The 25092-nt window shown below is 52.9% G+C and carries 27 protein-coding genes; 20 read left to right on the forward strand and 7 right to left on the reverse strand.

What is annotated here, in order from left to right; translation table 11 throughout:
• Window positions 1-77 precede the first annotated feature (77 nt).
• Window positions 78-467 (reverse strand): MerR family transcriptional regulator, encoded by a 390-nt coding sequence (locus ACR0K4_RS21975; RefSeq protein WP_480855785.1) that lies wholly within the window; start codon window positions 465-467, stop codon window positions 78-80.
• A gap of 97 nt (window positions 468-564) precedes the next feature.
• Here ACR0K4_RS21975 and ACR0K4_RS21980 point away from each other — a divergent pair, with 97 nt between their 5' ends.
• Both ACR0K4_RS21980 and ACR0K4_RS21985 read left to right on the forward strand, forming a co-directional pair.
• A complete protein-coding gene (locus ACR0K4_RS21980; protein ID WP_480855786.1) occupies window positions 565-888 on the forward strand; it encodes a hypothetical protein in 324 nt (107 codons plus the stop codon).
• Window positions 889-892: 4 nt separating this feature from the next.
• A complete protein-coding gene (locus tag ACR0K4_RS21985) occupies window positions 893-1111 on the forward strand; it encodes a GDCCVxC domain-containing (seleno)protein (RefSeq protein ID WP_480855787.1) in 219 nt (72 codons plus the stop codon).
• A gap of 168 nt (window positions 1112-1279) precedes the next feature.
• Here the strand turns inward: ACR0K4_RS21985 and ACR0K4_RS21990 are convergent, their stop codons facing one another.
• Window positions 1280-1663 carry a hypothetical protein gene (locus ACR0K4_RS21990; RefSeq protein WP_480855806.1) on the reverse strand — a complete coding sequence of 128 codons (384 nt, stop codon included), beginning with the start codon at window positions 1661-1663 and terminating at the stop codon, window positions 1280-1282.
• Here ACR0K4_RS21990 and ACR0K4_RS21995 point away from each other — a divergent pair.
• The 3 genes from ACR0K4_RS21995 (at window position 1581) to ACR0K4_RS22005 (ending at window position 6171) form a co-directional block, all read left to right on the forward strand.
• The gene (locus ACR0K4_RS21995; protein ID WP_480855788.1) at window positions 1581-1976 is read left to right on the forward strand and encodes a metallophosphoesterase; all 396 of its coding nucleotides are present in this window, start codon (window positions 1581-1583) and stop codon (window positions 1974-1976) included. The two genes, ACR0K4_RS21990 and ACR0K4_RS21995, sit on opposite strands and share 83 nt — an antisense overlap.
• Window positions 1977-2070: 94 nt before the next feature.
• Window positions 2071-4554: a response regulator gene (locus ACR0K4_RS22000; RefSeq protein WP_480855789.1), complete on the forward strand. Its 2484-nt coding sequence runs from the start codon at window positions 2071-2073 to the stop codon at window positions 4552-4554.
• Between the two features lie 111 nt (window positions 4555-4665).
• Complete coding sequence (locus ACR0K4_RS22005; RefSeq protein WP_480855790.1) at window positions 4666-6171, forward strand: adenylate/guanylate cyclase domain-containing protein; 1506 nt, start codon at window positions 4666-4668, stop codon at window positions 6169-6171.
• A gap of 10 nt (window positions 6172-6181) precedes the next feature.
• Here ACR0K4_RS22005 and ACR0K4_RS22010 read toward each other — a convergent pair whose 3' ends face one another.
• Window positions 6182-6550 (reverse strand): response regulator, encoded by a 369-nt coding sequence (locus ACR0K4_RS22010; RefSeq protein WP_480855791.1) that lies wholly within the window; start codon window positions 6548-6550, stop codon window positions 6182-6184.
• A gap of 661 nt (window positions 6551-7211) precedes the next feature.
• Between ACR0K4_RS22010 and ACR0K4_RS22015 the strand changes: the two genes are divergently transcribed.
• The 3 genes from ACR0K4_RS22015 to ACR0K4_RS22025 all read left to right on the forward strand — a co-directional run bounded on the left by ACR0K4_RS22015 (window position 7212) and on the right by ACR0K4_RS22025 (window position 9620).
• Entirely contained in the window at window positions 7212-7742 is a 531-nt protein-coding gene (locus ACR0K4_RS22015) for a TetR/AcrR family transcriptional regulator (protein ID WP_480855792.1), read from the forward strand.
• Window positions 7743-7865: 123 nt separating this feature from the next.
• The gene (locus tag ACR0K4_RS22020) at window positions 7866-8279 is read left to right on the forward strand and encodes an ester cyclase (RefSeq protein WP_480855793.1); all 414 of its coding nucleotides are present in this window, start codon (window positions 7866-7868) and stop codon (window positions 8277-8279) included.
• Window positions 8280-8543: 264 nt separating this feature from the next.
• Window positions 8544-9620: a DUF2652 domain-containing protein gene (locus ACR0K4_RS22025; protein WP_480855794.1), complete on the forward strand. Its 1077-nt coding sequence runs from the start codon at window positions 8544-8546 to the stop codon at window positions 9618-9620.
• Window positions 9621-9948: 328 nt separating this feature from the next.
• Here the strand turns inward: ACR0K4_RS22025 and ACR0K4_RS22030 are convergent, their stop codons facing one another.
• Together ACR0K4_RS22030 and ACR0K4_RS22035 are read right to left on the reverse strand one after the other, a co-directional pair.
• A complete protein-coding gene (locus ACR0K4_RS22030; protein ID WP_480855795.1) occupies window positions 9949-10605 on the reverse strand; it encodes an exonuclease domain-containing protein in 657 nt (218 codons plus the stop codon).
• A 205-nt stretch (window positions 10606-10810) separates the two neighbouring features.
• On the reverse strand, window positions 10811-11758 hold the full coding sequence (locus tag ACR0K4_RS22035; protein ID WP_480855796.1) for a LysR family transcriptional regulator: 948 nt from the start codon (window positions 11756-11758) through the stop codon (window positions 10811-10813).
• An 89-nt stretch (window positions 11759-11847) separates the two neighbouring features.
• On the opposite strand from ACR0K4_RS22035, the gene ACR0K4_RS22040 reads away from it, so the two are divergent.
• Genes ACR0K4_RS22040 through ACR0K4_RS22055 form a run of 4 tightly spaced genes read left to right on the forward strand, consistent with a single transcriptional unit; the run spans window position 11848 to window position 15537 of the window.
• Complete coding sequence (locus ACR0K4_RS22040; RefSeq protein ID WP_480855797.1) at window positions 11848-12321, forward strand: TRAP transporter small permease; 474 nt, start codon at window positions 11848-11850, stop codon at window positions 12319-12321.
• Window positions 12318-13616: a TRAP transporter large permease gene (locus ACR0K4_RS22045; RefSeq protein WP_480855798.1), complete on the forward strand. Its 1299-nt coding sequence runs from the start codon at window positions 12318-12320 to the stop codon at window positions 13614-13616. Before ACR0K4_RS22040 ends, ACR0K4_RS22045 begins: the two co-directional genes overlap by 4 nt.
• A gap of 19 nt (window positions 13617-13635) precedes the next feature.
• Window positions 13636-14652 carry a TRAP transporter substrate-binding protein DctP gene (gene dctP / locus ACR0K4_RS22050; RefSeq protein WP_480855799.1) on the forward strand — a complete coding sequence of 339 codons (1017 nt, stop codon included), beginning with the start codon at window positions 13636-13638 and terminating at the stop codon, window positions 14650-14652.
• Window positions 14653-14703: 51 nt separating this feature from the next.
• The gene (locus ACR0K4_RS22055; protein ID WP_480855800.1) at window positions 14704-15537 is read left to right on the forward strand and encodes a sulfotransferase domain-containing protein; all 834 of its coding nucleotides are present in this window, start codon (window positions 14704-14706) and stop codon (window positions 15535-15537) included.
• Window positions 15538-15742: 205 nt separating this feature from the next.
• Here the strand turns inward: ACR0K4_RS22055 and ACR0K4_RS22060 are convergent, their stop codons facing one another.
• Window positions 15743-16228 carry a RidA family protein gene (locus tag ACR0K4_RS22060; RefSeq protein ID WP_480855801.1) on the reverse strand — a complete coding sequence of 162 codons (486 nt, stop codon included), beginning with the start codon at window positions 16226-16228 and terminating at the stop codon, window positions 15743-15745.
• 695 nt (window positions 16229-16923) lie between these two features.
• Window positions 16924-17157: a hypothetical protein gene (locus ACR0K4_RS22065; protein ID WP_010442296.1), complete on the reverse strand. Its 234-nt coding sequence runs from the start codon at window positions 17155-17157 to the stop codon at window positions 16924-16926.
• A gap of 135 nt (window positions 17158-17292) precedes the next feature.
• On the opposite strand from ACR0K4_RS22065, the gene ACR0K4_RS22070 reads away from it, so the two are divergent.
• The 8 genes from ACR0K4_RS22070 (at window position 17293) to ACR0K4_RS22105 (ending at window position 24566) form a co-directional block, all read left to right on the forward strand.
• Window positions 17293-18045: a Crp/Fnr family transcriptional regulator gene (locus tag ACR0K4_RS22070; RefSeq protein WP_480855802.1), complete on the forward strand. Its 753-nt coding sequence runs from the start codon at window positions 17293-17295 to the stop codon at window positions 18043-18045.
• A 446-nt stretch (window positions 18046-18491) separates the two neighbouring features.
• A complete protein-coding gene (locus tag ACR0K4_RS22075; protein ID WP_480855803.1) occupies window positions 18492-18800 on the forward strand; it encodes a hypothetical protein in 309 nt (102 codons plus the stop codon).
• A gap of 3 nt (window positions 18801-18803) precedes the next feature.
• Entirely contained in the window at window positions 18804-19157 is a 354-nt protein-coding gene (locus tag ACR0K4_RS22080; protein WP_170329075.1) for a hypothetical protein, read from the forward strand.
• The gene (locus ACR0K4_RS22085) at window positions 19147-20001 is read left to right on the forward strand and encodes a hypothetical protein (protein ID WP_480855804.1); all 855 of its coding nucleotides are present in this window, start codon (window positions 19147-19149) and stop codon (window positions 19999-20001) included. Before ACR0K4_RS22080 ends, ACR0K4_RS22085 begins: the two co-directional genes overlap by 11 nt.
• A gap of 93 nt (window positions 20002-20094) precedes the next feature.
• Entirely contained in the window at window positions 20095-21294 is a 1200-nt protein-coding gene (locus ACR0K4_RS22090) for an N-acetyltransferase DgcN family protein (protein WP_480855805.1), read from the forward strand.
• On the forward strand, window positions 21291-22412 hold the full coding sequence (locus ACR0K4_RS22095; RefSeq protein WP_170520013.1) for an alanine/ornithine racemase family PLP-dependent enzyme: 1122 nt from the start codon (window positions 21291-21293) through the stop codon (window positions 22410-22412). Before ACR0K4_RS22090 ends, ACR0K4_RS22095 begins: the two co-directional genes overlap by 4 nt.
• A gap of 378 nt (window positions 22413-22790) precedes the next feature.
• Entirely contained in the window at window positions 22791-23363 is a 573-nt protein-coding gene (locus ACR0K4_RS22100; RefSeq protein ID WP_170520010.1) for a hypothetical protein, read from the forward strand.
• Window positions 23364-23933: 570 nt separating this feature from the next.
• On the forward strand, window positions 23934-24566 hold the full coding sequence (locus tag ACR0K4_RS22105) for a tyrosine-type recombinase/integrase (RefSeq protein ID WP_480535010.1): 633 nt from the start codon (window positions 23934-23936) through the stop codon (window positions 24564-24566).
• Window positions 24567-25092: the final 526 nt, after the last annotated feature.

Below are 25092 nucleotides of genomic sequence, written 5' to 3' on the forward strand. Positions count from 1 at the left end.
TTCACGTGGCGAACCTACCCCGGATTCTGACCGAACACAACGCGCGTGCCAAGGGCCGCGCAACGCCCAGTGTTCCACTACCGGGTACGCAATTGAGAAAGCATAGGGCAGGAAACATTCCCGCTGTCGCAATTGGCTGTAAGTTCAGTCAATGCCGCTTCCAAACGCTCAAGTTCCTTTATCTTTTCGCGTACATTCAAGACGTGGCGCTCAGCCAAGTCCTTAACGGACTGGCAGTCTTCGCTATCGCCTTCGGATAGTTCGAGGAGCGTCCTCGTATCGACAAGCGGAAAGCCCAGATCACGGCACTTTTTTAGGAACCGAAGCCGTCCGATATCCTGCGTTGAGTAGATCCGCCGGTTTTTTGAAGCGCGTTCCGGTTTAGGCACGATCCCTTCGCGTTCGTAGTAGCGGATCGTTTCAATGCCGACACCGCTTTGCCGGGAAGCTTCCCCAATCGCAAACATGTGAGATTTCCCACCTTGATCCTGTAGTGGCTACAGTAGTTATACGAAAGGATGTCGCTTACACAACTCCGCACAAAAAGGGCCGTCAGAAACGGAAATGCAGAAGTACCTTAGCCTCAGTTACATAGGATCGCTGTCCGCGCTTGGCGTTGCGACTTGCTGCGTGTTGCCCATGACATTGATGCTGCTGGGATTGGGCGGCAGTTGGCTGGCAATTTTCGGGAAGATAGCAGCGGCTAGCTTCTATGTCTTGGCGATTTCGACCGCGCTCGTCGCGGTATCTTGGCTTGTGTCTTATCGGCTCGGTTCATTGCCAAAGTTGAAGTGGTGGCTTTGGGGAACAACCGCGATGACCGGTTTGGCTTGGGTTGTCGTGTCCTATGAGGCTCGGATCAACGATTTTCTGATTATGCAGATGTGAGACTATGACGGATCAAATTGTAACGCTTGAAAGCACGCTGACTTGCCCAAACTGCGGGCACAGCGAAACCGAAGAAATGTCGACGGATGCCTGCCAGTGGTTCTATGAATGCAAAGCGTGCAAAACAGTTTTGAAGCCATTGGAAGGTGACTGTTGTGTCTACTGTTCCTATGCCGCCGTTCCCTGCCCACCAATTCAGCTGGACGATGGCTGCTGCGGATAGTGTGTCGTGTTGCTCGCTAGGTGAGTTTGTCACCAGAGAATTTCGACAATTTGCCCAACTGTAGCCCCGGTCTATGATCGCGAGAAACCCGTTGTTCAGCGCATGCGCAATGTAAAGTAGTCTGGGTTCATTGCAGAAAGAGGAGCCGGCATATTGACCAGAACCGCATCACTCGTTTTCGCGGCATGGGTTTGGCTGTGTTTCACGGTTTTGTCTTCCAAAGCTGACGTGCTGCATAGTTGGGTTTAACTCGGACCCGATGATCAAATCATTGTAAGAACAATCTCTGCCGCGCCTGACTGCCCCTTGTTGCAAATCGATGGTCAGACTGTTGCGATGAAAAAGCGAGCATTGCCAGAGCACCAGTTTCTTCATCTGGTTTGCGAATATCGCGCGCCAAAACTGGCACAAAATAATACTTGATGAAAACTCGCTGCCAACCTTCAATCCAAGCGTGGAACGGATTGCCGTGATCGGGGATACCGGGTGCCGAATTCGCGGCACCAGAGTACAAAACTGCAATAATCCAACCACCTGGCCGTCAAAACCCATCCTCGAGGAGATCGCATCCAGATCACCAGATCTGGTTATCCATGTAGGTGACTACCTGTATCGGGCATCGGAATGCCCGGACCCAGAAAAATGCGGCGGATCTCTTTTTGGTGACACCTATAAGTCCTGGTCCGCGGATTGGCTGGACCCGGTGGACAGTCTGCACGGGCGCGTCCCGTTTATCTTCTTGAGGGACAATCACGAAAACTGTGGACGCGGCGACAAAGGGTGGTTCCGGTATTTTGAAGTCGGGTCCGTTCCCTCGAGTTGTCCCGCTGTACCCAAAGCCTTGGGACGTGGTCATGTGCAATGAACACAATCAACAGTGCAACGTAGATAATCCTTGCCAGATTGAGGCGGCACCTGATTTTGTGACCTGAAATTGAACGGCTTTTGGGGAGAAGCGCGTGGAAGACGAACAAGAACAGGACTACGAAGGCGAATTACGCATTCACGAAGCACTGGATGTTGCATCGACGACGCCTGTATTTGCATTGTCTTTTTTGATGGCCTTTGCTGTGATGATCTTGCAGATCGGTCCCTCAAATCTGACGTTACCCGCGATTGCATCTTTGGTCATGTTGCTGATCATGAATGTGATGGGGATGAAAAGCTATTACGCCTTGCGTAACAAGCCGAGACCCAAATCAATCTCGAAACGGCGATTGAAAGTCATCCTCATCACCTCTCTTATCCTGGGAACAGCATGGGGCAGCTTCAATTTTTTCATGATGCCATATTTGGCACCGCACGAGCAGATGGTTCTGTACCTGTTCGCATTTATCGGAGCATTTGGCGGTTCTACAACATTTTCGCTCAGGGTGTCTTGGGGCTTTTCCAGCCCAGTTCTTTTTCTAACCTGGCTGTCCATGCTTCTTTGGGGGCCGCTGGAATGGTATTTTAACACGCTTACCATACTTGGATCGGTTCTGGTCATTACTCAGCTCACGCTCTTAACCAGAAAAAGTGCGATCAATGGCATCAAGTTGACGCTCGCGAACACAAAGGCGCTGAACGAACAACTTAAGGCCGAAAGCCAGATACGGGAACTGGCGCGTATTCCGGAAGAAAACCCGAACCCGGTGATGCGTATCACCGATCAAGGCGAACTAACTTACGCCAATAAGGCAAGCGCTCCATTAATCGAAGCGCTGCAGCTAAAAGTTGGTGACCGAGTGGGAACGGGTTGGCGCAAACGTGTTGCCAAGGGGTTGCAGGAAGATCAACGGGCAGATTTCCAGTATAAAGCTGGTGGTCAGACCTATTCTCTTTTGTTGTGGCCGGTTCCGGAAGGCGGTTACGCGAATATCTACGGTCGGGATATTACCAGGCAAAAGCGCGTCGAGAGCGAGTTGCGCGTGGCCCGCGACATCGCCGAGACGGCCAATAAGACCAAAAGCACTTTCCTTGCCAATATGAGCCATGAACTTCGCACGCCGCTGAATGCGATTATCGGATATAGCGAGTTGATGCTGGAAGAAGCCATCGATCAGAAAGACGAGGCGCACCTGAGCGATTTGAAGAAGATTCAATCCGCCGGAAAACACCTGCTTGCCCTGATCAACGACGTATTAGACCTGTCCAAGATCGAAGCTGGCAAGATGGAGTTCGATCTGGAAACTTTCGACGTCTACCAGATGATCAAAGATGTCAGCGCGACAGTGCAGCCATTGGCCCAGAAGAACGACAACACATTGGAAATCTTGTGCTCCGAAGATGTCGGGGAAATGGTCTGTGATTTGACCAAGGTGCGCCAAGCATTACTCAACCTCCTGTCCAACGCTTGCAAATTCACCGAAAATGCGAAGATCACATTGTCAGTTGTTCGGTCGAAGGAGACAGATCAACTGAAATTTTCAGTAGCCGACCAAGGCATTGGCATGTCACCCGAACAAGTCGACAAGGTCTTTGAAGCATTCACTCAGGCGGACTCCTCCACTACGCGCAACTATGGAGGCACGGGTTTGGGACTGTCGATCACCAAGGTCTTCTGCGAGCAGCTGGGTGGCGACATTCACTGCGCCAGTACTCTCGGAGAAGGTTCTACTTTCACCATTCGCCTTCCGGGTGTCTGCCGTGATCCTTCAACAGACACTCTGCGGGGCACAAATTATTCAGAGGACGATCCAAACAGCGACCCAAATGCTCCATTGGTTCTGCTTATTGACGACGATCCGACGGTGCATGATCTCTTGGGACGACGGATGCGCAGGGAAGGATATCGTACTCTTGCCTCGACTAAAGGCGAAGAAGCGTTGGAGCTGGCGCGAAAGACCAAGCCTGACGCCATTACCTTGGATGTATTCATGCCCGAGATTGATGGCTGGGCCGTGTTGTCTAAACTGAAAGACGACCCGGAACTGGCCGACATACCTGTCATCATGCTGACCTTCGCTGAAGATCGCACCCGCGGATTATCGCTGGGCGCGAGCGAATACTTGGGCAAGCCGATCGACACTGTCGAACTGCTGAGTGCTCTCAAAGAGCATTGCCCGATCGTGTCGACCCCACGGGTGCTGGTTGTCGAGGACGAAGCCGCTACGCGTGAAATGATCTGCCGCGTTCTTGGAAAGGAAGGCTGGCAAATTGACGTGGCGGTCAACGGGCTGGACGCGCTTCAACATCTCTCTGAAGCTGTGTCGGACGTCATTTTGCTGGATCTCATGATGCCCGAGATGGATGGTTTTGAATTTTTGGCAAGGATGAGGAAGGATCCGGACTGGAAAGACATTCCTGTTATCATCGTAACTGCAAAAACCCTGTCCAGTGAGGATCGCGCGCGCCTGAATGGTACGGTCCAGACCTTGATCCGCAAGGATGGGGATGAAATCGAAACCATTCTGAACCGGTTGAACGAATTCCTGCCAACTTCGCGAACCAGGGATGCATAGGTTGTGAGCGACTTTCTTGATCCCGAGGCTCAGCGCGCTCAGGCAATGTGGCTGGCAAATCTGCGCCAAAACCTGATCTCTCCAGTCAGCGCCATTGTAGGGTTTTGCGAGTTGCTGGAAAACGAAGCCGGGCGTTCGGACCTGAGTGAAGCAGCGAACGACCTGAAACGGATTTCACAGGCAGCGACCGAATTGAGCGCATTTGTAGATCAGCTGCTGCATCCTGATGTGGCCGTAAAACTGACCGTAGACGGCGACGAAGGTACAAAACGGCTTCGCCATGACCTGCGAACGCCGATGAATGCTATCAAGGGCTACGGCGAGATGTTGCTAGAAGATCTGGATGATCTGAATGCGCGACATCTGAACGCGGATCTGCTGGGTCTGTTGGAACATACGGATGCCCTTCTGAAACAAATCGACATGCTTGCGTCTTTGCCTAACGATCCGTCCGGCAATGGCTTCAAATTACACCACTTTCCGCACGACGCCATTGCGATGTTCGCAAATCTTGCTCAAAGTATGCGCTCAACTGATGCGGTTACGCAAACCGCTTCGCTGACCGGAACCATACTGGTAGTCGATGATGTGGAAGCTAACAGAGAGTTGCTGGCCCGCCGGCTCGAACGGGATGGGCATAAGGTCTGGACCGCAGACGGGGGACATTCGGCTCTGGAAAAGATGTCTCAACATCCGTTCGATCTGGTTCTGCTCGATCTGATGATGCCGGATATCAACGGTTATGAGGTGCTGAAACGATCGAAAGACAACGATGACTTGCGTGATATCCCGATCATCATGATTTCGGCCCTCGATGAGATCGAAAGCGTCGCGCGTTGTATCGAGGTCGGAGCAGAGGATTACCTTCCTAAACCATTCAACCCGATATTGTTGCAAGCTCGGATCAGCGCCGCGCTGGAGAAAAGACAATGGCGGGAGCGAGAGCACCTTTATCTTTCGCAGATGGAAGCGGAGAAGCAGAAGTACAAAGACTTGTTACACAGTATTCTACCTCGAAAAATCGTGACGCGACTGAATGAAGGAGAAACTTCAATTGCCGACCGTCATGACAACGTCACGGTTCTGTTCTCGGATATCGTAGGCTTTACCGAAATGTCGGCGAAACTGCCGCCCGCACATGTCATTCACTACCTTAACCGGGTTTTCTCAAGCTTCGACGAGACCGCGTCAAAACTTGGCGTTGAAAAGATCAAGACAATCGGAGACGCGTATATGGTCGCCGCGGGCGTGCCTGATCACCGCGACGACCACGCCGAAGTGATCGTTGAAATGGCGCATCGGATGTTATCTCAGGTTGAGGCCCTGAACCTTGAGTTGGATAATCCCATGCACATCAGAATTGGCGTCCATAGCGGACCAGTGGTTGCTGGAATAATCGGGTCGCATCGTTTTCTCTACGATGTATGGGGAGACACAGTGAACTTCGCCAGCCGTCTTGAATCAACAGGCTCGCCGGGCCGCATCCAGATCTCAGAGGAAACCGCGAGGCGCGTCACGCATCGCTTTGAGCTATCTGATCCCATGGACGTAAGGATAAAGGGCAAAGGGCAGGCCAGAACCTTCTATGTCATTGGACGCAAGTCCGATCTTGAGTAGACGGGCGTCGTCAAGATGCAGACAGAAGCTTTTCCATTTTCTCTAGCAAGCGGTCGAGTTCTACAGGCTTGGTATCGAAATCGTCGCAACCTGCATCCAGCGCCTTCTCCCGATCACTGGCCATTGCGTGCGCGGTCAGGGCAACCACTGGGATCGAGGCGGTCTCGGGCTCTGCCTTGATACGCCGCGTAGCCTCCCACCCATCAATTTCCGGCAAGCTCATATCCATCAAAATGATGTCCGGAGATTCGCTGACGGCCATGGAAACGCCCTCTAACCCATCTTTCGCGGCAACGACAAGGAACCCCTTACGTGCCAATCTGCGCGAAAGCATATCGCGGTTCATTTCATTATCTTCAACCAACAAAACTTTAGTCAAAATCCCCCCTTGCGCCTAAGCGCGTTTTGACTGCACACAATATTGAGCGGTTCCAGATCAACGTTCAAGACGCCAGCTAGGTCGCAAGATTGTGCAAACCAACTCGACTGCTGCAGTTTTTCATCAATTCAATATCACACAAAGTGTATTTTGATCGCCAATAGCCATCGAAGGTTCACTTTTCTGAATGCCGGGTCGGACCAGATCTGACATCCTGCAACTATTCCGACTTGCGCGGTCGCTGCGAATGCTCGTGCAAATGGTCTAGGTCAGGGCAGGTTCGTTCGACTATCGGAACTTTGCCTCTCAGCGAATTTCATCGAACTGGTCGTTGAAGGCCGCAGTGGGATGCGAAAATTGAGCCGCGCATTTTCTGCGGTTGGTTTGAACAATAAAGAAGGCGGTCAATCCTGGCGTCAATTTGAGTAAACGCGAGAGCATTTTCGCTACAAGGAGCAATGACAAATCAACGACTTGCCTGCGAGTTGGAATTTCAGAGCGCACCATGCAAAACGTGGCAGTTCACGAAGATTCTACCCTGCGGAAGGGTTTTCCTGATCTTGCTCAGACGGTGTGTGTTGCGATATTCAAATGATCATTTTAATATTCACCGATGGGTAGACCAAGATCATATTCGCGCGAAGCCGTAGTTGAACAAGCCATGGGTGTTTTTTGGCAAAACGGCTACAAGGCTACGTCAATAAGTGATGTCGTCCGCGAAACCGGGCTAAACACAGCCAGTATGTACAAGGAGTTTGGGGACAAGGAGGGATTGTTCTCAGCGGCTCTGGATCATTATCGTGATCATGTCATCGGGCCGCGCTACCGTATTCTGATCGACAACCCGAATTTAGAGGGTGTCGAAATGTTTCTCCGAAACGTTTTTTTGGGAGCCGCCAAGTCGGAATACAAGGGCTGCCTGATGATGAACCACCTTGCGCAGAAACATGTGATAAGTCCTGAGGCCGCAAAACAGGTGGGCGCGTTCTGTGCAGAGGTGGAATCGCTGGTTAAAGCCGCTCTTCGCAATGCCCAGGCAGAGGGAGACATCGGGCCGGGCAAGGACACGGCGCAGCTTGCAAGCTTTGTTGTTTTTTGCGTTCACGGGACCGTCTTGTATGGGCGGCACGACGATAAAAAGCACGTGATACCAAATTTCTACGACATGATCATGAGCGAAATTCGCGAGTAAGGTCGATCACTCATTTATTTTAAAATTGTTTTTTTAAAATAAATGTTCTAAAACTAACCTATCCAAACAAAACTGACGGCGACGAAGCGCTGGACGTAAGGAAACAGGGATAGGAGAAACACGATGAGTATTTCCGAAACGGCCATGGCCTTCTTTGATGCATGCGAAACAGGCAAAGGTTGGAACGTCTGCAAAGCTTACTGTCAAGAAAATGCCGCCTTTACATGCGAAGCCGACGCATTGGCCGATATCTCGACAATCGAAGGTTATACAGCTTGGACCGCTGGAATTTTGACCCCAATCCCAGATGGCAATTACGATATCACCTCTTTCTCGACTGATCACGAACGAAACATCGTAACGGCCACAGCAGTATTCAGCGGTAAACAAACCGGTGAAGGTGGACCGGTTCCTGCCACCGGCAAGGAAATCGCAACCAACTATGCCTACGTTATGGAATTTGAAGGCGGCAAGATCGCCCGAATGACCAAAATCTGGAATGATGGTCATTCTCTAAAACAACTCGGATGGGCGTAGGGCCATCGCTTTAGTAACGCCGCCTTTTAGGGGCGGCGTTGCGTGAACTTGGCAACCACTTCGGGCTCTCACCTCCTACTAAGCCTCTGAGCTCCCAGCCTACGCTTCATGACGACCGTCAATGGCGAGTTTCAGTCCGAAGTGGTTTTGAGCCCTGCGTGAAACGCAAGCATTCCGCAGATCTGGCGTCAGTTGACCTTGAGGACTAATCGCCAGTGCAACAGAAAAATTAATCCCGCCAAACACTCTTTTGGGGAGGGCACCATGTCAACACAAACCGGATATTTGTTGATCGCCGATATTTCCGGATACACCCAATTTCTGACATCTTCGGAAATGGATCACGCTAATCCGATTTTGAAATCCTTGCTGGGCGTGCTGATCGAACAAGTGGGTGATCCGCTCAATTTCTGGAAAACCGAAGGCGATGCGGTTCTGGCATATTCGACACGGCAGGATTTCCCCTCCGGCGAGACCTTCCTGACCATCTGCGAGAACCTCTACAACGCATTTGCACTTCGTCGGCAGGACATAATTGCCAACACAACCTGCACCTGCAACGCTTGCGCAAATGTCAGTGGGCTGGATTTGAAGGTTATCGCCCATCATGGCCAGTTCGAAGAAATGCAACTTGGCCTGGTAAAAGACTTTTCTGGCGCTGACGTAATTCTAGTCCATCGAATGGCCAAGACGAGCGTTGTTGAAGCCACCGGTGTACGCAGTTACGCGCTGTTCAGCGAGGCCGCTGCAAACGCCATGGATATCAAAGGCATAGTGGAACCATTTTCGCAGGAAATCGAGCATTTTGGCGAGGTTTCGATGATGGTCTACGATTTGGCTAAATCATGGGAACGTTTACGTGCAAACCGTGAGCGTCATTTCCTGACCGAGGAAGGCGGAGTTTGGACATTCCGCCATCATTTCGATGCGCCAATCGCGGTCGTCTGGGAGGCGTTGGTGGCGCCGGAACTAAAGCTGAAATGGATGAACCGAGTACAGGAAATCACCGTCGACAGCCCGCAAGGACGCCTCGGCAACGGGTCGGGATATCATTGCTCTCACGAATTGGCGGACTTTTTCTATCACATCACTGACTGGGAGCCCTTCGACTATTTTTCGACCTGCATCCAGGATCCGGCGCGCACTGGGGTGAGCTTGCCCGAGACATATCAACTGACGCAAACGAACACTGGCACCGATCTGCGATACACACTGGGTCAAGCGACGGATGCCGAGGGCAATAGATCGGAAACCTCAGAGCAGGAGGTATCAGCGTTTCTGGCAGAATTCTGGGCAACATCGTTTTCTGATCTGGACGAACAACTCCACGCCTCGACCTAAGAGTGCTTTGCTGAGTGGCTTACATTGCACAGGTAACCGCGAATTGCCGCTTACCATGTGTACGATATCTAACGACATTGCCCACCGGACGCCGGAGCAACAGTAGCAAATTCCCATACCCTGTTTTTCAAGATTTAGCCAATGGTCCCACCCGTCACATACTCAAAGCCCCCTGCCCCGCTACTAACTAACCACATAGACAGCTCATCCCCAAAATTCGAGCAAAGCAGAATTTGTGATGACTGCTTCAGAAGAGCCGAAGTTCGCAAACTGCGTAACAACAGACGATCAGTTCGTTGTTCAGTAGCATCTTTTAGACCTTGTCCGTTTATCTCTCGGATGGATTTCCGAATTGGAATTTCAATTGGCGGTTTGTCCTGAGATAAGACAACGGCGTCCCTAAAGTCTCCTCTGCTTTCAAGATCACAGAAGCTGAAGCACGGGCGTCTTCACCAGCATCATGGTGATGAAACTCAAGGCCGAGATGCTTCTTAAGATTTGCCAACCCGTGCCCACCGGCACCCTTCAACGATGGCCATGCTCGACGGGCAATCGACACGCTATTTGTCCAATGAGAAGAGATCATTGGCAGACCATATCGGGCACAAGCGGCCGTCATCGCCTTTTCATCAAACGTACTGTGTTGCACAAGGTTGTGGGTGTTCAGAACTTCAAACAAGGACGCATAGACCGTTGGGAATGTTCCAGCCCCAATCACGGTTTCAGCGGAAATCCCGTGAAGCTCAGTATTGAAATTCTCAAATGGTCCCTCGGGATCAATCAGGACAGAATAGGTTTGCATAAAGCCAGTGTCGCTAACAAAACAAAGCCCGATCTGGCAAATGCTACTGATAGATTTGCCCGCCGTTTCGACGTCCAACGCTATGAATCGAAAAGGCCCTGCAGGCGGCGTACTAAGATGCCCATATCTGTTCAATGTGTCCACCGTTTGGGCGTGTTGCGCCGGTCGAATTTCATCAGCCATCGCTACCGGGCCGAAAACTGAGTAACCTAGTTCTTGCGGGCCAAAGGAATATTGGCAAGTCATTCTCGTCCTCAAATAGTGCAGCCTGCCTATGGGACGCTTCGCTCAACGGCCCTAAGCCGCCGTTGGCCCATGGTTAGCCTCGCTGTAACGCGGCCCGTCGAAGGAGACATTCGCCGCGCCAGCAAAGTCACCTGCCCAATTATCAATTGGTGTCTTTTCTCCCAGTCATCCGTTCTGAGACTTCTTGCTCGGCAGATTTGAGATGTGTCCCTGTGATTTTCTTGAACCCCAAGATAGTCGGATCGTTTTCCGAACGTTCGGGATAGATAAATCCGAACGGTGTCTGAGTCGGTTGGCCGTCGAACCGCAGGTGATCGATTTTTCCCGTCCGAAACGCGTCCCGCATCAGAAAGAGCGGAAGATAGGCAAGGTAGTCTGTCGTCTCCAGAAGAGCGATCAGGATCGATACCGAAACAGATTCGACCGCCATGTTAATGTTGCGTACACCTGCTGCGAAAAGGTCGGAGCTCATCTCGCGAGCAATGACCGATGATCGCCCGTGCCCGATCCAAACTTGCGCTTCAAGATCCGCCGGCGATACACTCTCCTTTCTGATAAGCGGGTGGCCAGCGCGGCAGAAGATACCTTTATTCATGATTGCTACGGTTTCCGTCTTGAGTGTCGGCGCATTCAAATTGATATTTGTAGGTCCAAGCGCCAGATCCAAGCGGCGGTTCAGCACCATGTCCCGGACGTCATCGAGGTAGCCCATCGAGAACTCCAACGCGACGGTGGGAAATTTGTCCGTGAACTCCTTGACCACCCCCGCCGCCGCGCCTTCCAGAAAGAAGGGGGGGCCGCCGATCCGGAGCCGCTGGGTAATGCCATTCTTGTGGTCGCGCAGAACCTGGCTGGTCGAACCAAGCGAAGCTTGGATCAGCCGCCCTTGCGCGGCAAGCTGATCGCCCAAGGGCGTGGCGACGACAGGGCGACGTTGGCTTAGGACAGGCGCGCCGATGCGCTGCTCCAGGGTGCTCAGCATCTTGCTAAGCGCCGGTTGCGTCATGTTCAGCGCCAGGGCGGCTTCCGTAAAGCTGGCCTTGTCGATGATAACGGCGAGTTGGACGAGGTGGCGTGGGTCTATCTGCATGTCATTTGGTTATAGAAGAGTTCAATTTCATTATTTGATAGAATGGTTGTTCATCTGCCATGGTTGGGTCAACCCCTTTGGAGCGGCAGATGGCCCAAACTAAACTCACCAGTGTTCGTGCGCACCTCGTCGGTGGACTTGAGTGGATGGCACTCGGTCTTGGTGGTCTGCTGCTGGTGATCACGGTTTGGGATGTATTTGGGCGATACCTCTTCGGTAACCCGCTCTTTGGTGCGCCGGAGATGGTGCAATACCTGATGGGTGCGTTTGTCTTTTGCGGGCTGGGACTGGTCAGCGCGCGGGACAGCCATGTGGCAGTGGATATCTTTTCGCCAAGATTGGCTGAAGCCTTCCCGCGCCTGACCCGCTTCACGATTGGATTTTTCACGCTTGCTGGCCTGAGTACAATTGCTTGGCAGTTGGGCACAAGCGGGCTCGACGCCCTTGCGCGGGACAAAAGCAGCCTTGTTCTTGAACTGCCGATCGCCGCGGTGCTTCTGACCTATGCCATGCTCAGTGCCCTGGCGGCCATCCTGCACCTCTTGCCGGAGGAGCAACCATGATCGGGCCAATTGTTGTTCTGGCTCTTGTCCTCGCCTTGTGTCTTGTAGGTGTGCGCATTGGCTTCGCGACACTGGTCGTTGCCTTCGCCGCCGTGGCCTTTGAGCGTGGGCTTGCGGGTGCGTTGACTCTGACCGGTCAACAGGTGGAAACCATCGCCACGTCTTACCCGCTGAGCGTCGTCCCTCAGTTCATCCTGATGGGTGTTTTCGTTCACCGTGCAGACCTGTCCCAAGACCTCTACACCACTGCGCAGGCCGTATTTTACAAACTTCCCGGCGCCCTCGCTTATTCCACGGTCCTCGCTTCGGCCGGCTTCTCCGCTGCCTGCGGATCGTCAGTGGCGACGTCAGCGACCATGTGCAAGGTCGCTCTGCCTTCGATGCGTCGCTACCGCTATCCAGACCGGCTTTCGACCGGCACGATCGCGGCGGGCGGCACGCTCGGCATCATGATCCCGCCGTCGGTGCCGCTGATCATCTATGGCCTTGTCGCCGAGCAAGACATCAGTCTGCTTTTCCTCGCGGGCGTCGTCCCGGGATTGCTTCTCGTGATTGTCTTCCTCATCACGGTTGCTTTTTGTGTTCCACCTCGCGCCACCACGCATGAGGTTACGGTCCAGCCAGACCCGGACGAAGTTCGACGGGCACGGCGCGGTGCCTTACCGGTCGTTAGTCTCTTTGCGCTTGTGCTCGGCGGCATCTATTTCCGCGTCTTTACGCCCACGGAAGCCGCCGGGATCGGTGCCTTCGGAGCCGCGCTAACTGCGCTTTGGCGCGGCCGGCTTACGACCTTTGATGCCTGGCGTGCCTCTTTCTCCGAAACCGCCTCGATCACCGCCGCGCTCTTCATGGTCATCTTCGGTGCAAGCGTTTTCGCGCAATACCTGAACCTGACGGGCATGCCTTTTGCTCTAGTAGCACTTATCGACCAACTGAAACTTGGGCCGACCGCGCTGGTGATCCTAGTGGCCGCCGTCGCCATCCTAATGGGTATGGTGTTCGAGGCCGTGGGTATCCTCTTGTTGCTGGTTCCGGTCGTCCTGCCCGCGCTCATGGCGGCCGAGGTCGACCTGATATGGTTCGGCATCATTGTAGTTCTAGTTGTTGAGCTTGGCCTGATTACGCCGCCCGTCGGCATGAACGTCTTCGTCGTCAAGGCCAACGCGCCCGAAACAAGCCTAGTCACCATCTTTCGCGGCGTTCTGCCCTTTGCCTTCGCCATTCTCTGCGTCCTGGCTCTGCTGATCGCCGTGCCAAACTTCGCGACGCTTCTCCCCAACCTTGCCAATCCTTGATTTCGAAAAGGAGATATCCATGTTCCGCACCCTTTCAGCAGCCGCCATTCTTGGCCTTTTGGGCAGCCCGGCCCTGGCCAAAGACCTGTTGGTCAACTGCATGTGGCCAGCGCAGCACTTCTTCTGTGGCGACGTCCTCAAACCCTGGGCCGAAGATGTCGCCCGCGTGACCGAGGGTCGCGTCACGGTTTCCATTCCCGCAAGCACACTGGCACCACCACCAAAGCAAATTGACTCGGTTCGCGGCGGACTGTTCGATGCCGGTGTCACGTTCAACGGCTTCATGGCCAAGGAACTGATCGGGCAGATGGTTTCGATGCTGCCGTTTACCGCGTCCAACGATGCGCGCGCGACCTCGATGGCGCTCTGGGCGACTTATGAACAGCACCTTTCGAAAACAGATGAGTATGACGGGCTACACCTATTGTCCGCTTTCGTCGGGCCGGGTGGCGATTTCTACTCGCTCAACGACACGCCGATCACGGCCTTTAAACACGCCACAGATCGCAAGATGTGGGCGTTGCCGGGTGTCACCTCTGCCGTTCTGAAGGGCAGTGGCGGCAACGTCGTGTCCGGGCCTGCGATCCGGATGGGCGAGATTGTTCAAAGCGGCGTGGTGGACGGGTTTGTCGGCATCCCGCCGCTGGACGCCGGAAAATTCAACGCGCTTCAATATGCAAAATCGATGACCGTCACCGACGACAAGATCATGAACCCGTCTTTCAGTTTCGTGATTTCAGACGCCGCGTGGGACGAAATTTCGCCAGCGGATCAAGGGGCGATCATGTCGGTCTCAGGGGCTTACTTTGCCGAGAAGACCGGGGCGATCTGGACGCGGCTGAACGATGCCTCGCTGGCCAAAGTTGGCAATAGTCTTGAGGTCTTGCAAGCCAGCGAAGGCTTCGAGGCGGAACTTCTGGCGGCCTCACAGTCAGCGATCGAGAAGTGGCTAAAGGCCATGGCCGACAACGGTCACGATGGTCAGGCAGTTCTGGATTTCTATCTCTCTGAGGTTGCGGCCCAGACCAGCCGTTGAACCCAAGTGCGGCGAAGTTGAATTCGCCGCGCTCGTTTATGGAGCTCTCTAATGCTCGATCAACATTTGCAACGTTATCAGGGCGGCTTGTTTGACAGCCATCATTGGACCCGGATGCAATTGCGTCAGGGCGATATCGTGGTCAGCACCCCTCCGAAATGCGGAACAACTTGGACCTTGGCGATAGCCTATCTGCTCCTCAATGGGGCGGACACAGAGTTTGACGACCTCTCTAACAATGCGCCCTGGATTGACCATTTGGGCGCTCAAGCTGCCCCGACGGGGCCTGGACGGCGCCTGTTTAAAACGCATACGCCACTGGATGGCATCCCGATCATCGACGGTGTTAATTACGTCGCCGTGTTCCGCAATCCGGGCGCAGCCTTTCTTTCGATGCGGCGGCATTTGAAAAATATGGTGACCCCGATACCTGATCATCCAAACGCGGGACCATGGAAGGTCGCCTTCGAGAGATTTCTAAGTGCTCCATTACAGCCGGAGCGTTTCGGCGGTGTGACGTTATCCTCACTCAGGCACTACCTACAGTGTGCTAGGGATTCGGCAAGTTTGATCCTTCACTATTCCGAATTGGTTTCGGATGCGCGGGGAACGGTGAATACCTTGCAGCAGCATCTCGGCCTCGACCTGACAGACCTCGAACTTAGGAAAATACTTGACCGTACACGTCGAAACACCATGGCAGAGAATGCTGACAAATATTTTCCCACGAGCAAGGACCGAATGTTCAAAGACAATGCACAGTTCTTTAGATCGGCAGATGACGCGTCGGAGTACATTCGCGAGGCAGATCTTGCTGTTCTGGAATCACGCCTTAGAACACACTTCACTGCCCGAGACAGCGACTGGCTTTTGCGAGGAGCATGAATTTCTTAGAGCGGCCCTTTGTTGCCCTTTGGCCCGGCCACCTGATGCGGCTGCCTCCAATCTAAGGCTGCACATCGGCCCAAACCGGTCACTCGCTTTGCACCTCAATTGCTGCAGTCGCAGCCCGCATTTCGGACATTCGCTGCGTTCGCGAGACCGCGCAATTTCCAAAGCGAAACTCGCGGACTATGCCGTCGCAGGATTGTCAGGCAGAGATCATGACTTCGCCCTCAATTTCCATTGCGAACCCGAGCGGGAGTCCAGACACACCGATAGCAGAACGCGCATGGCGACCGATGTCTGGGCCGAATACCTCAATGATCAAATCGCTAAAGCCATTTACCACAATATGTTGATCCGAGTATCCGGGCGCAGATGTCACCATACCAAAGACGCGGACCCATCCAACAATTTTTGACAGCTCGCCGATTTCTGCTTTCAGGTTAGCCAGTACCGTTAGCGTCACTTCGCGGGCCTCAGCATACGCTTGATCCGTAGTAATTTCGACTCCGACAACTCCAAAGGGCCCGGCCAGACTACCATCCATTGCGTTTTTTGGGTGACCTGAGAAAATTGCTCGGTCACCTCTGACATTAACAAATTCGAAGGGTATGTGCAGGCCATCCGGTAACTTGGTAGGCGCAGGCAATTTCAAGCCCAATTCTTCTAGCCTACTTTCTGGCGTCGACATAGTAATCCCTCCAACTCGTGCATGACCTGCAAGCTAGGCGGAAAGAATACCAATGTCATCATCGGGCTCATTGCTGACCTCGATGTCGGCGCAGCATCCACGAACTCGTGCCGACATGGCATAGCAAGGACGGCCCAAAGGAGACATTGGCCAAGTTGTCAGTCGCTGCGGCGCAGCTTCCCCAGAGCGGACCTTGGTGGCCAGCGCAGCATTCCGAGGGATCTCATGACAGCAACGCGGACAAACCGGACTTGTGCGATTGCGGCAATTGCTGACGCAGCATTGATTTGCTGTCGCAGCACATTCATCGCTGCGTTGCAGCTGTTGTCGCCAGACCGGTCATTCAAAGCTATGATGATGCGATACTATCAAACTGTAGTTTCGAGGCACATAGGATCAGCAACTTAGACGCCGAACAAAGCCAACGTTTGCGTTGTCGCAGGCAGTGCAGCAGGACAGGCCATGCGGGCCTTCAGCCAGTAAGCAAATTCTCGTTGTGGCTCATGCAGGTGGCGGGGAAGAGGGAGTAATTCGCGGTCGTGGAATTTTTCATTAAGATGAGATATTGCAGAGATTGGATCTTTGGTTCTTGCTTCGTGTTTGAATTGATCGGGAATGAAGCACCAATAGTGCTTCTATTTGTTGTTATGCTTTTTTGACGAGCGTAATCTTGTTTTTCTGACAGGAAATTAACGTTACTGCCGAACGCGATAGCCGGAAGCAATGATCTTGTTTATCAGAACAGCGGCGGCCTGGTGCATGTCCTTTTCATCGTTATTGCCGACCGCTGTTTCGTGGACAGCAGCTGCGTCATGCAGAACTCCCACAATTTCATGTTCGGGCAGAAGCTCACGATCTTTAATTGCAAGCAAAAGCGCTTCACAAATTGAGAGTGCGGCCATTCCTGAATGGTCTTGCCGGTCAGCCATGGTAGACGTCCTTTTCTAACAGGCGTCCAAGCATGGAAGCGCCACGATGAATTGCACCATACTGGCATAGATTGCTGTATACTTAACTGATCGAAAGCAGTCTTGGCGTCGGATAGTTTCGCGGGCTGCTCATCGATGAAGGAAGAACACTTGCGCACTATCAAAAATAGTCCACTCACCCGAAAGCTTTCAAACTTCGTCGCTCTGACTGAGGTTGAACTTGCGGTATTGGCCCGCCTGCACAAGCGTCGCAGAACCTTTGAAGCCGGACGTGACCTTGTGCATCAAGGGCAATCAGAGCAGGCGGCCTACATTCTGGCCTCGGGCTGGGTTTGCTCCTACAAAACCCAGACAGACGGGTCGCGTCAGATAGTCGATTTCCAAATACCGGGTGACTTTCTGGGCTTGCGAAGCGTTCTGCTGCACACCTCGGATCACAGCATAGAACCAATCATGGAAATCCAAGCCATTGAGGTGGCAGTGGATGATCTTCTGGAAGCATTTGCGCAAACGCCCCGGCTGGCGACAGCAGTTCTTTGGGCGGTCTCTCGAGATGAAGCGATGGTGGTTGAGCACCTGGTCAACATAGGACGGCGAGATGCGGGTGAGCGCATGGCGCATTTTCTATTGGAACTTGGTGTGAGGCTGTCTCAGGTCGGGATGGCAAGCAAGACGGGATACGCCTGCCCACTGACACAATACTACCTTGCCGATGCACTGGGACTGAGTGCCGTACATGTTAATCGTGTCCTACGGCAACTGCGGGAGAAGGGGCTGGTTACTTTTCAATCCGGGCAAGTGGCATTTGATGATTATGACGGACTGGTGACGTTGGCCGGTTTTGACCCCACTTATCTGGATCAGGCCGGGCCACTGTTGAAGCAATAGGTTCACCCCTTCGGCGATGCCGGGATTTTGATGATAGTTGCCTGGTTAGAGACGCCATTCGCTTCGGCAGATTTTGGATTTCACTGAAAAAGAAGCGCAAGATAAATACAGTCCGATTGCGGTACTGGATTTCCTGCGCTTCTTAATTACTCGTTAAGAACACGCCAGCAAATATCCCGCCAACACATGTCACGTTGCCGGAATCCAATCATCATTGCACTGACGCAGGTTAGTCAATTTTTGGCAGTACCTGATGCTCGGGCACCAAATGTATTTGAGATTCCAACAAAATCTCAGGTCATTGGCCGCAGACTAACATCGATCAGCGCGCGTCTGCCATTTACTCATTATTCTAAATTACAACGCCAGTACTACTGCGGCGCTTACGAGCGTATTCCGCGGCAGACTGCGCGGGGAAGATCCAACAAACAATATGGAGGACTAAGGTGAGCACGAGATCGTCCAGTTCCTTGGTGACGTTTTCAAATCCGTTCTCTTTGTCCGGCTACCCGGATGAACTTCCTGCAGGCGAGTATGAAGTAGTTGTTGAAGAAGAACTACTACAGGGCCTGAGTTTCGAAGCATATCGCATAACCGGAACCTACCTGACAGTTCAGGGCAAAGGCAGCAAACCAGGCCGCACGGAAATGCGCCCAATTGACCCAGAAGATTTTGAACTGGCACTCAAGCAAGACCAGACCTTGGCCACATCTAACGATGACAGCGATGCGGCGCTTTCCCCGCAGGAGGAATAGATTATGAACACGCCCGAATGGCTTAAACCCGGAATCTACGGTGCCCTGATCGGAGGGGTTTTCGTAGGGGTTGTTGGATTTTCTTGGGGTGGATGGATGACCGGCGGTAGCGCGGACAAGATGGCCAACGCCATGTCCCGCGACAATGTAATCGCTGCGTTGGTTCCGGTCTGCGTCGACATGGCGAGAACTGACGCCCAACGCGCCGAAAAAATAACGACGATCAAAGAGGCTTCTTCTTTCAAGCAGAAGGATGCCGTCATGGCGGCTGGCTGGGCAACGGTGCCGGGATCTCAAACTCCTAACAAAGATCTGGCACAGGCCTGTATCGAGGGGCTGAACCTGGATGGATCGTAACACAATCACTCAACATTCGGACAACGCCGTTTGCATCAGGGCAAATCGAAAAAATCAGTACCGGTTTTACTCTCACTTTATGACGGCGCTGTTTGTTGGCGTTTTCAGTTGCTTGACGGGCTCCTTTATCTCATCAAGTCCCGCCTCGGCCGAAACAAATTCGATCCCGGATAACGCGCATCCCAAAAAGTATGGCGACGGTTGGGAATGCGATTTGTCCTATCGGTTGAAAGGCGAAGAATGCGTGGCCATTGTCGTGCCGGGAAATGCCTACCCTACAAACAGAACCTATGGCTCAGGGTGGGCATGTATGCATGGCTTTGTTGAAGTTGGCGGCACCTCATGCACTGAAGTGATTGTGCCTGAGGGTGGATATCTCGATCCATCAGGTGAGAGGTGGCGGTGCCTGCGGGGGTACACAAAAGTAGACGATAGCTGCCAAAAAATCGTGGTGCCGGAAAATGCTTATCTGACGAACAGCACTTATGGATCTACATGGCGTTGCAACCGTGGCTACGAAATCGACGGAGAAGCATGCGTGGCAGTAGCAGTTCCGGAAAATGCTTTTCTGAACGCATCAACCAGCGGGCGTCCGTGGACGTGCGAGCGTGGATATTTTGAGCGCGACGGAAGGTGCGATACCGTTTTTGTGCCTGAAAATGCTTTCTACGATGACGCGATCCATGGAGTTGGATGGAAATGCGAACGTGGTTACGAGGCGTCCGGTGATCGCTGCAATGCAATCGAGTTACCAGAAAATGCCCATATCGACCGATCCGGTAATAGGTGGGAATGCCACAGAAATTATCATCAGTCAGAAGGTCAGTGTGTTCTGAACAAGTGAGGTTTCAGGCAGAGAGTCCATTTTTCCAAACTTCACAATTTGTGCCCGTTCTTACCAAGGACGGCGCGTTTCACACTCCCAAAAGGAACAGATATGAAACCCCTACCCATTGCGTCGGATGACAGGAAGTTCATTGCCAGCAATGAGCAAAAGCTGCCGCCTGAACAAGCAGTTTTTCCAGAGCTTCACCGCAAGACACTTGTGACAGATACACCGACTGCAATTGTGTATTGCGAAGGAAACTTCGCAAAGATCGATGGCAAGACGGCTAATGGTCTCGTTCGACATTCACAGGCCTATCGCGTTCTTTCGGTGATCGACAGCACGTATGGCGGTTGTGACAGTGGCAAAGTGCTTGATAATGTCGCAAATCAGGTTCCCATCTTCGATGATCTTGATGCCGCCGTCGCTAATGAAGCTACGATCCCCGACACGTTTATTTACGGAATGGCGCCGGCCAGCGGCAGAATGTCCCTTGAAGATCGCGAAGCTGTTGTGGATGCGATAACGCTCGGAATGAACATCGTCAGTGGGCTGCATGAATTTCTTTGCGATGACAAAGAGCTCGCTGGATTTGCCAAAATTCACGATGTCACGATACGCGACATTCGCAAGCCGCGGCCTAATCGCGACCTGCGCCTGTTAGATGGCAGTGTTGGAGACGTCCAGGCGATCCGCATCGCGGTGTTCGGCACCGATTGTGCAATTGGAAAGCGTACAACCGCGACAATCCTGACAAGTGCCCTTAACGCGCATGGGATCAAAACAGTTTTGGTCGGTACCGGCCAGACAGGATTGATGCAGGGCGCCAAGTATGGTGTCGCGATGGATTCGGTGCCGCCGCAATTTTGCTGTGGCGAGCTTGAGCGCGCTGTTGTTGCAGCATCTGAAGATGAACACCCGGATGTCATAGTGATCGAGGGCCAGGGCGCGCTAAGCCATCCGGCCTTTTGCACATCAGCCTTCATTCTGCGAGGCAGTCAGCCACATGCAGTTATTCTTCAACACGCGCCTAAACGAAAACGTCGATGTGATTTCCCCAACATGACTATGCCCGACCCTTGCGATGAAATCACCCTGATCGAGTCTTTTGCAGACACAGAAGTGATTGGCATGACGATCAACCATGAAGGAATGAATGAAGTCGAGATTTCAAAGGCCATCACAGACTACAACTGCAAATTGTATCTCCCGGTCACTGACGCATTGAACCGTCCTCCAAAAAACTTGGTGACTATGGTTCTATCTGCCTTTCCGCGCTTGCAACCCGTACGTGCTACGACGATTGAATGAGTAAGCTGCGTATCGACGTTGATCTGGACAAAATTCGGTACAACACACGGTTCCTGGTCGACCACCTTAGACCCCGCGGCATTACGGTGACAGGTGTGACAAAAGCCGTGTGCGGTCATCCTGAGATTGCGAATGCTATGCTTGAAGGTGGCGCGACAGGGCTGGCGGACGCGCGGATCAGCAATATCATGCGTATGCGCGATGCTGGAATCTCGTGCTCTATATCCTTGATCCGAACGCCCATGCTGAGCCAGGTCGCGCAAGTCCTTGATAACTGCGATGTCAGCTTCAACACTGAGATGGACATTATCGCAAGCCTGGCCATGAGTGCGCTGGGAAAGAACATTACTCACAATATTATCCTGATGGTGGAAATGGGGGATATGCGGGAAGGCATCTTGCCTGAACACATTGAAAGCACTGTGTCTCAAATTCTTAGAATGGAAGGGATTTCTCTGAAGGGGATTGGTGCAAATTTTGCCTGTCTGGGTCATGTGGCACCCTCTGCAGGAGCAATGGAATTGCTTTCGTCGCTTGCCGTCGGCACCGAACTTGCAAATGGACCCGCTCTGGAAACAGTGTCAGGCGGCGGCTCAGCCAGTTTGCCATGGGCGCTTGGCAAGGGGGCGACTGGAAAAATCAACAACCTGCGTCTGGGTGAGGCCATCCTGCTGGGTACCGATCCCGTTTCGGGGTACGCGATCGACGGGCTTTACACAGATGTTTTCACGCTTTGGGCGGAAGTGATCGAAACGAAGACCAAATCAAATCCAAATCCCTTGCAATTGAATTATCCTATACCTTCAATGCAGTGTGTGACTTTAGACAGTCCTTCGAATACTCGGTCGATCCTTGCGATTGGACTCCAGGACACTGATGCGGCGGGTCTAATATTCCCTGCTGGCGTCACGTTCGTCGGAGCCACCAGTGATCATATCGTTGTTGAAAACACCAATTTTCTGCTTCGCCCTGGTGGCGAGGTGAAGCTGAAATTGAACTATTGCGCGCTCTCGCGCTGCATGGCTGCGCCCGATGTAGCAAAGGTCTTCCATGGTGATAGCGCTTTGGTTGACTGCAACGCAGCGAACACTGATCGCCCATACTCGAATCGAAGGTAGCGCGCCAAGGTGCCGCCGCCTCGGTTCTGCTTCAGCCATCCGTCATATTCTACGGCTCTACGTAGTAAATGAGGCACCCAATCCCTATATTGGACGTAGCCGCATTCACTTTTCACACCCCATCTGGGCTCGTGGGTGTTGCGGACAATCAAAGGATCAAAATGATGTCTTTCAAAGACCTGACGACCAGAGCGGCTGCCGCGCTAAAGGAAAACGATGCGAGCGTACCGAAAAAAGAAGTTACGTCTGAAGCGCCTGACGTCGTCCCCGAAAAATCAAAGCCTAAACCTCAAAACTGATAATACCCTGCCGGGAGTGGGTGGCTTGTTCTTGTCTGCATCTCCGAGCGAGCAGTATCAGCAAAGGAGAACTACCCAAATGAACCAGATAATCAGCAAGACAATCGCAGTCTTTTCCAGGCCGTTTTCTTTCCCTGGCTTCGACGAATTACTCCCGGCAGGCGAATACGACATAGAAACTGAGCTTTCCGCACCACCAGATTATTCGGACCCAGAAGCCTGGAAAGCATCGGTGTTAATCTGTCTGCATCCACGGAAATCTCACCCCGGTCTGGCGCGTACCTTGACCGTTTCTCTTACTGATTTGGAGAGAGCCCGCGCAAAGGATAAACTGTCTTCAAAGCAGTTGTCGCAGTTCTTGCTCGACCAGCTTTTGGCCGATCCGATGGTGCAATTGATCATGGAAGCAGATGGTGTGTCTGAGACTCAACTTCGGCACCTCTACTCGGAGTCGCTCATTTCTGAGGCAGACGACGGATCATCAGATCAACGAGCCATACCGCGAGGATGCGGAAGCGGTTCTCGGTATGCTTTCGCTGTCCAAGCTGCTGAGAACGAAGGAATGCCGGTTCGTCCTAATAAAACCCCTCGGATTACAGGCCGTCCCATCGGACAGTCTGAACCAGGCAGCTCCTTCAATCTCAAGGCTTAGGGCTCGAAACTTTCTTTTCCAGCCGCTGTATAAACCAAAACAGAAATCGAGGCTAAGAACTGATGGAAGACCCCGACAACGAAGCAGATACGATCATGGCTCGCGCCCACAATGACGTGCCGCAAGAACGCCCATGTCTTCGTTGCAGAACTCCATTCTGGAGCGAAGGGTTTGGAGAGCGGATTTGTCGACGCTGCAAGGGGTTGAACGCGTGGCGAAATGGCGTATCGGTAAGCCCCGGGCTAGCTCGGCGTCGCTGATAACCTGACGACGGTCTTACCAGCTTTTCTGATCAAATCTCATTTTATCTTATTGGTGCTGACCCAGCCCGCTGACCCGGGCCTTTTAACCTGGAACCCGATCGGTAATCGGTGCTGAAGACGAAGCGCATGCGCGGTTTGGATTCGAACCGTTTTTCTGTGTGGCGATACGGGCTCAAGCTGCCGAATGCACACACTTAAACCATGCCAGTATTCATAATCGGACAGCAGGCATTCACGCCGCTTGTACTATTCGGTGGTCAGCGCGGTGCTGTTGCTTGGGTGCGGAGGGTGGATCGGAGTGCAAAATATGCCAAGAGTCCAACTACCTGCAGTCACCCCAAAACCCAGAGCTTGGAACAAGGGGCGGATCATCGGTCAGAAACGACCGCTACTCCCAAAACAGGTCTGGGCGATCCGTGCACGGCTCGAACTTGCTGGAAATCTGCGTGATCTCACAATGTTCAACGTCGCGATTGATAGCAAGCTACGCGGCTGCGATCTGGTCAAACTCGCTGTGACCGATCTTGTCAAAGACGATCGCGTCCGTGAGCGTGTTTCGGTGATCCAGAGCAAAACTAAGCGATCTGTTCAATTCGAACTGACGGAAAACACGCGAGAAACTGTATTGTTATGGGTAAAATCGCCGGAAATGTTTGCTAGCCGGTTCATGTTTCCAAGCCGATTCCATGATCGACCACACATCTCGACGCGCCAGTATGGCAGGCTGGTTCGAGGTTGGGTGACCGCAATCGGATTGGAACCGAGCGGATATGGCACGCATTCGCTTCGCCGAACCAAAGTAGCTGAGATCTACCGCAAGACAGGAAATCTCCGCGCGGTCCAACTTCTGCTCGGGCACACAAAAGTCGATAGCACCGTGCGATACTTGGGCGTTGAATTGGAAGACGCGCTAAGCATTGCAGAGCGCATAGACATCTGAGACAGTTTGGCGATCGGTGCTGTCGGTCGCCAATCCATAGCGGTTCTAGTTCTTTTACGCAGGGGGGGACGTAGCGAGCCCTGAGCGGAAGTGTCAAAATCTTGTTGCGTGCGCTCGCAGCACAGATTTCTCGGCACAGGCGCAATTTACAGGGTACGGGACCGAGCGGCCATTTGATCGCGCCGCGGGAACTTGTGCAGAAGCGGCGCGAACATCCCCGCCTGACAGCCAATGTCGTCCGGCCAGTCATTCCTAGTTACGAGGAAGCCTTGATCACATACTCCTCTTTCGCCGCACTCAGGCCCGGCAACTGAAACGCCGACTTAAACTGCCACCCGCTGATAGCCTGGCCCCAAATCGACACAACGAAAAACTAATACCAGACAATTTCTTTCGGTAGTTCACCAGGAACCTTGGTCACCGGCAGTTTCAAATACTACCTGCTCTAGCGGTGCTAGCATTGCGACGAGGGAAACTTCCTTGACTCTATGCTGGCTAAGAACCACAAAAGTGTATTGGTGATAAT

Source organism: Ruegeria sp. K11, from assembly GCF_056531905.1.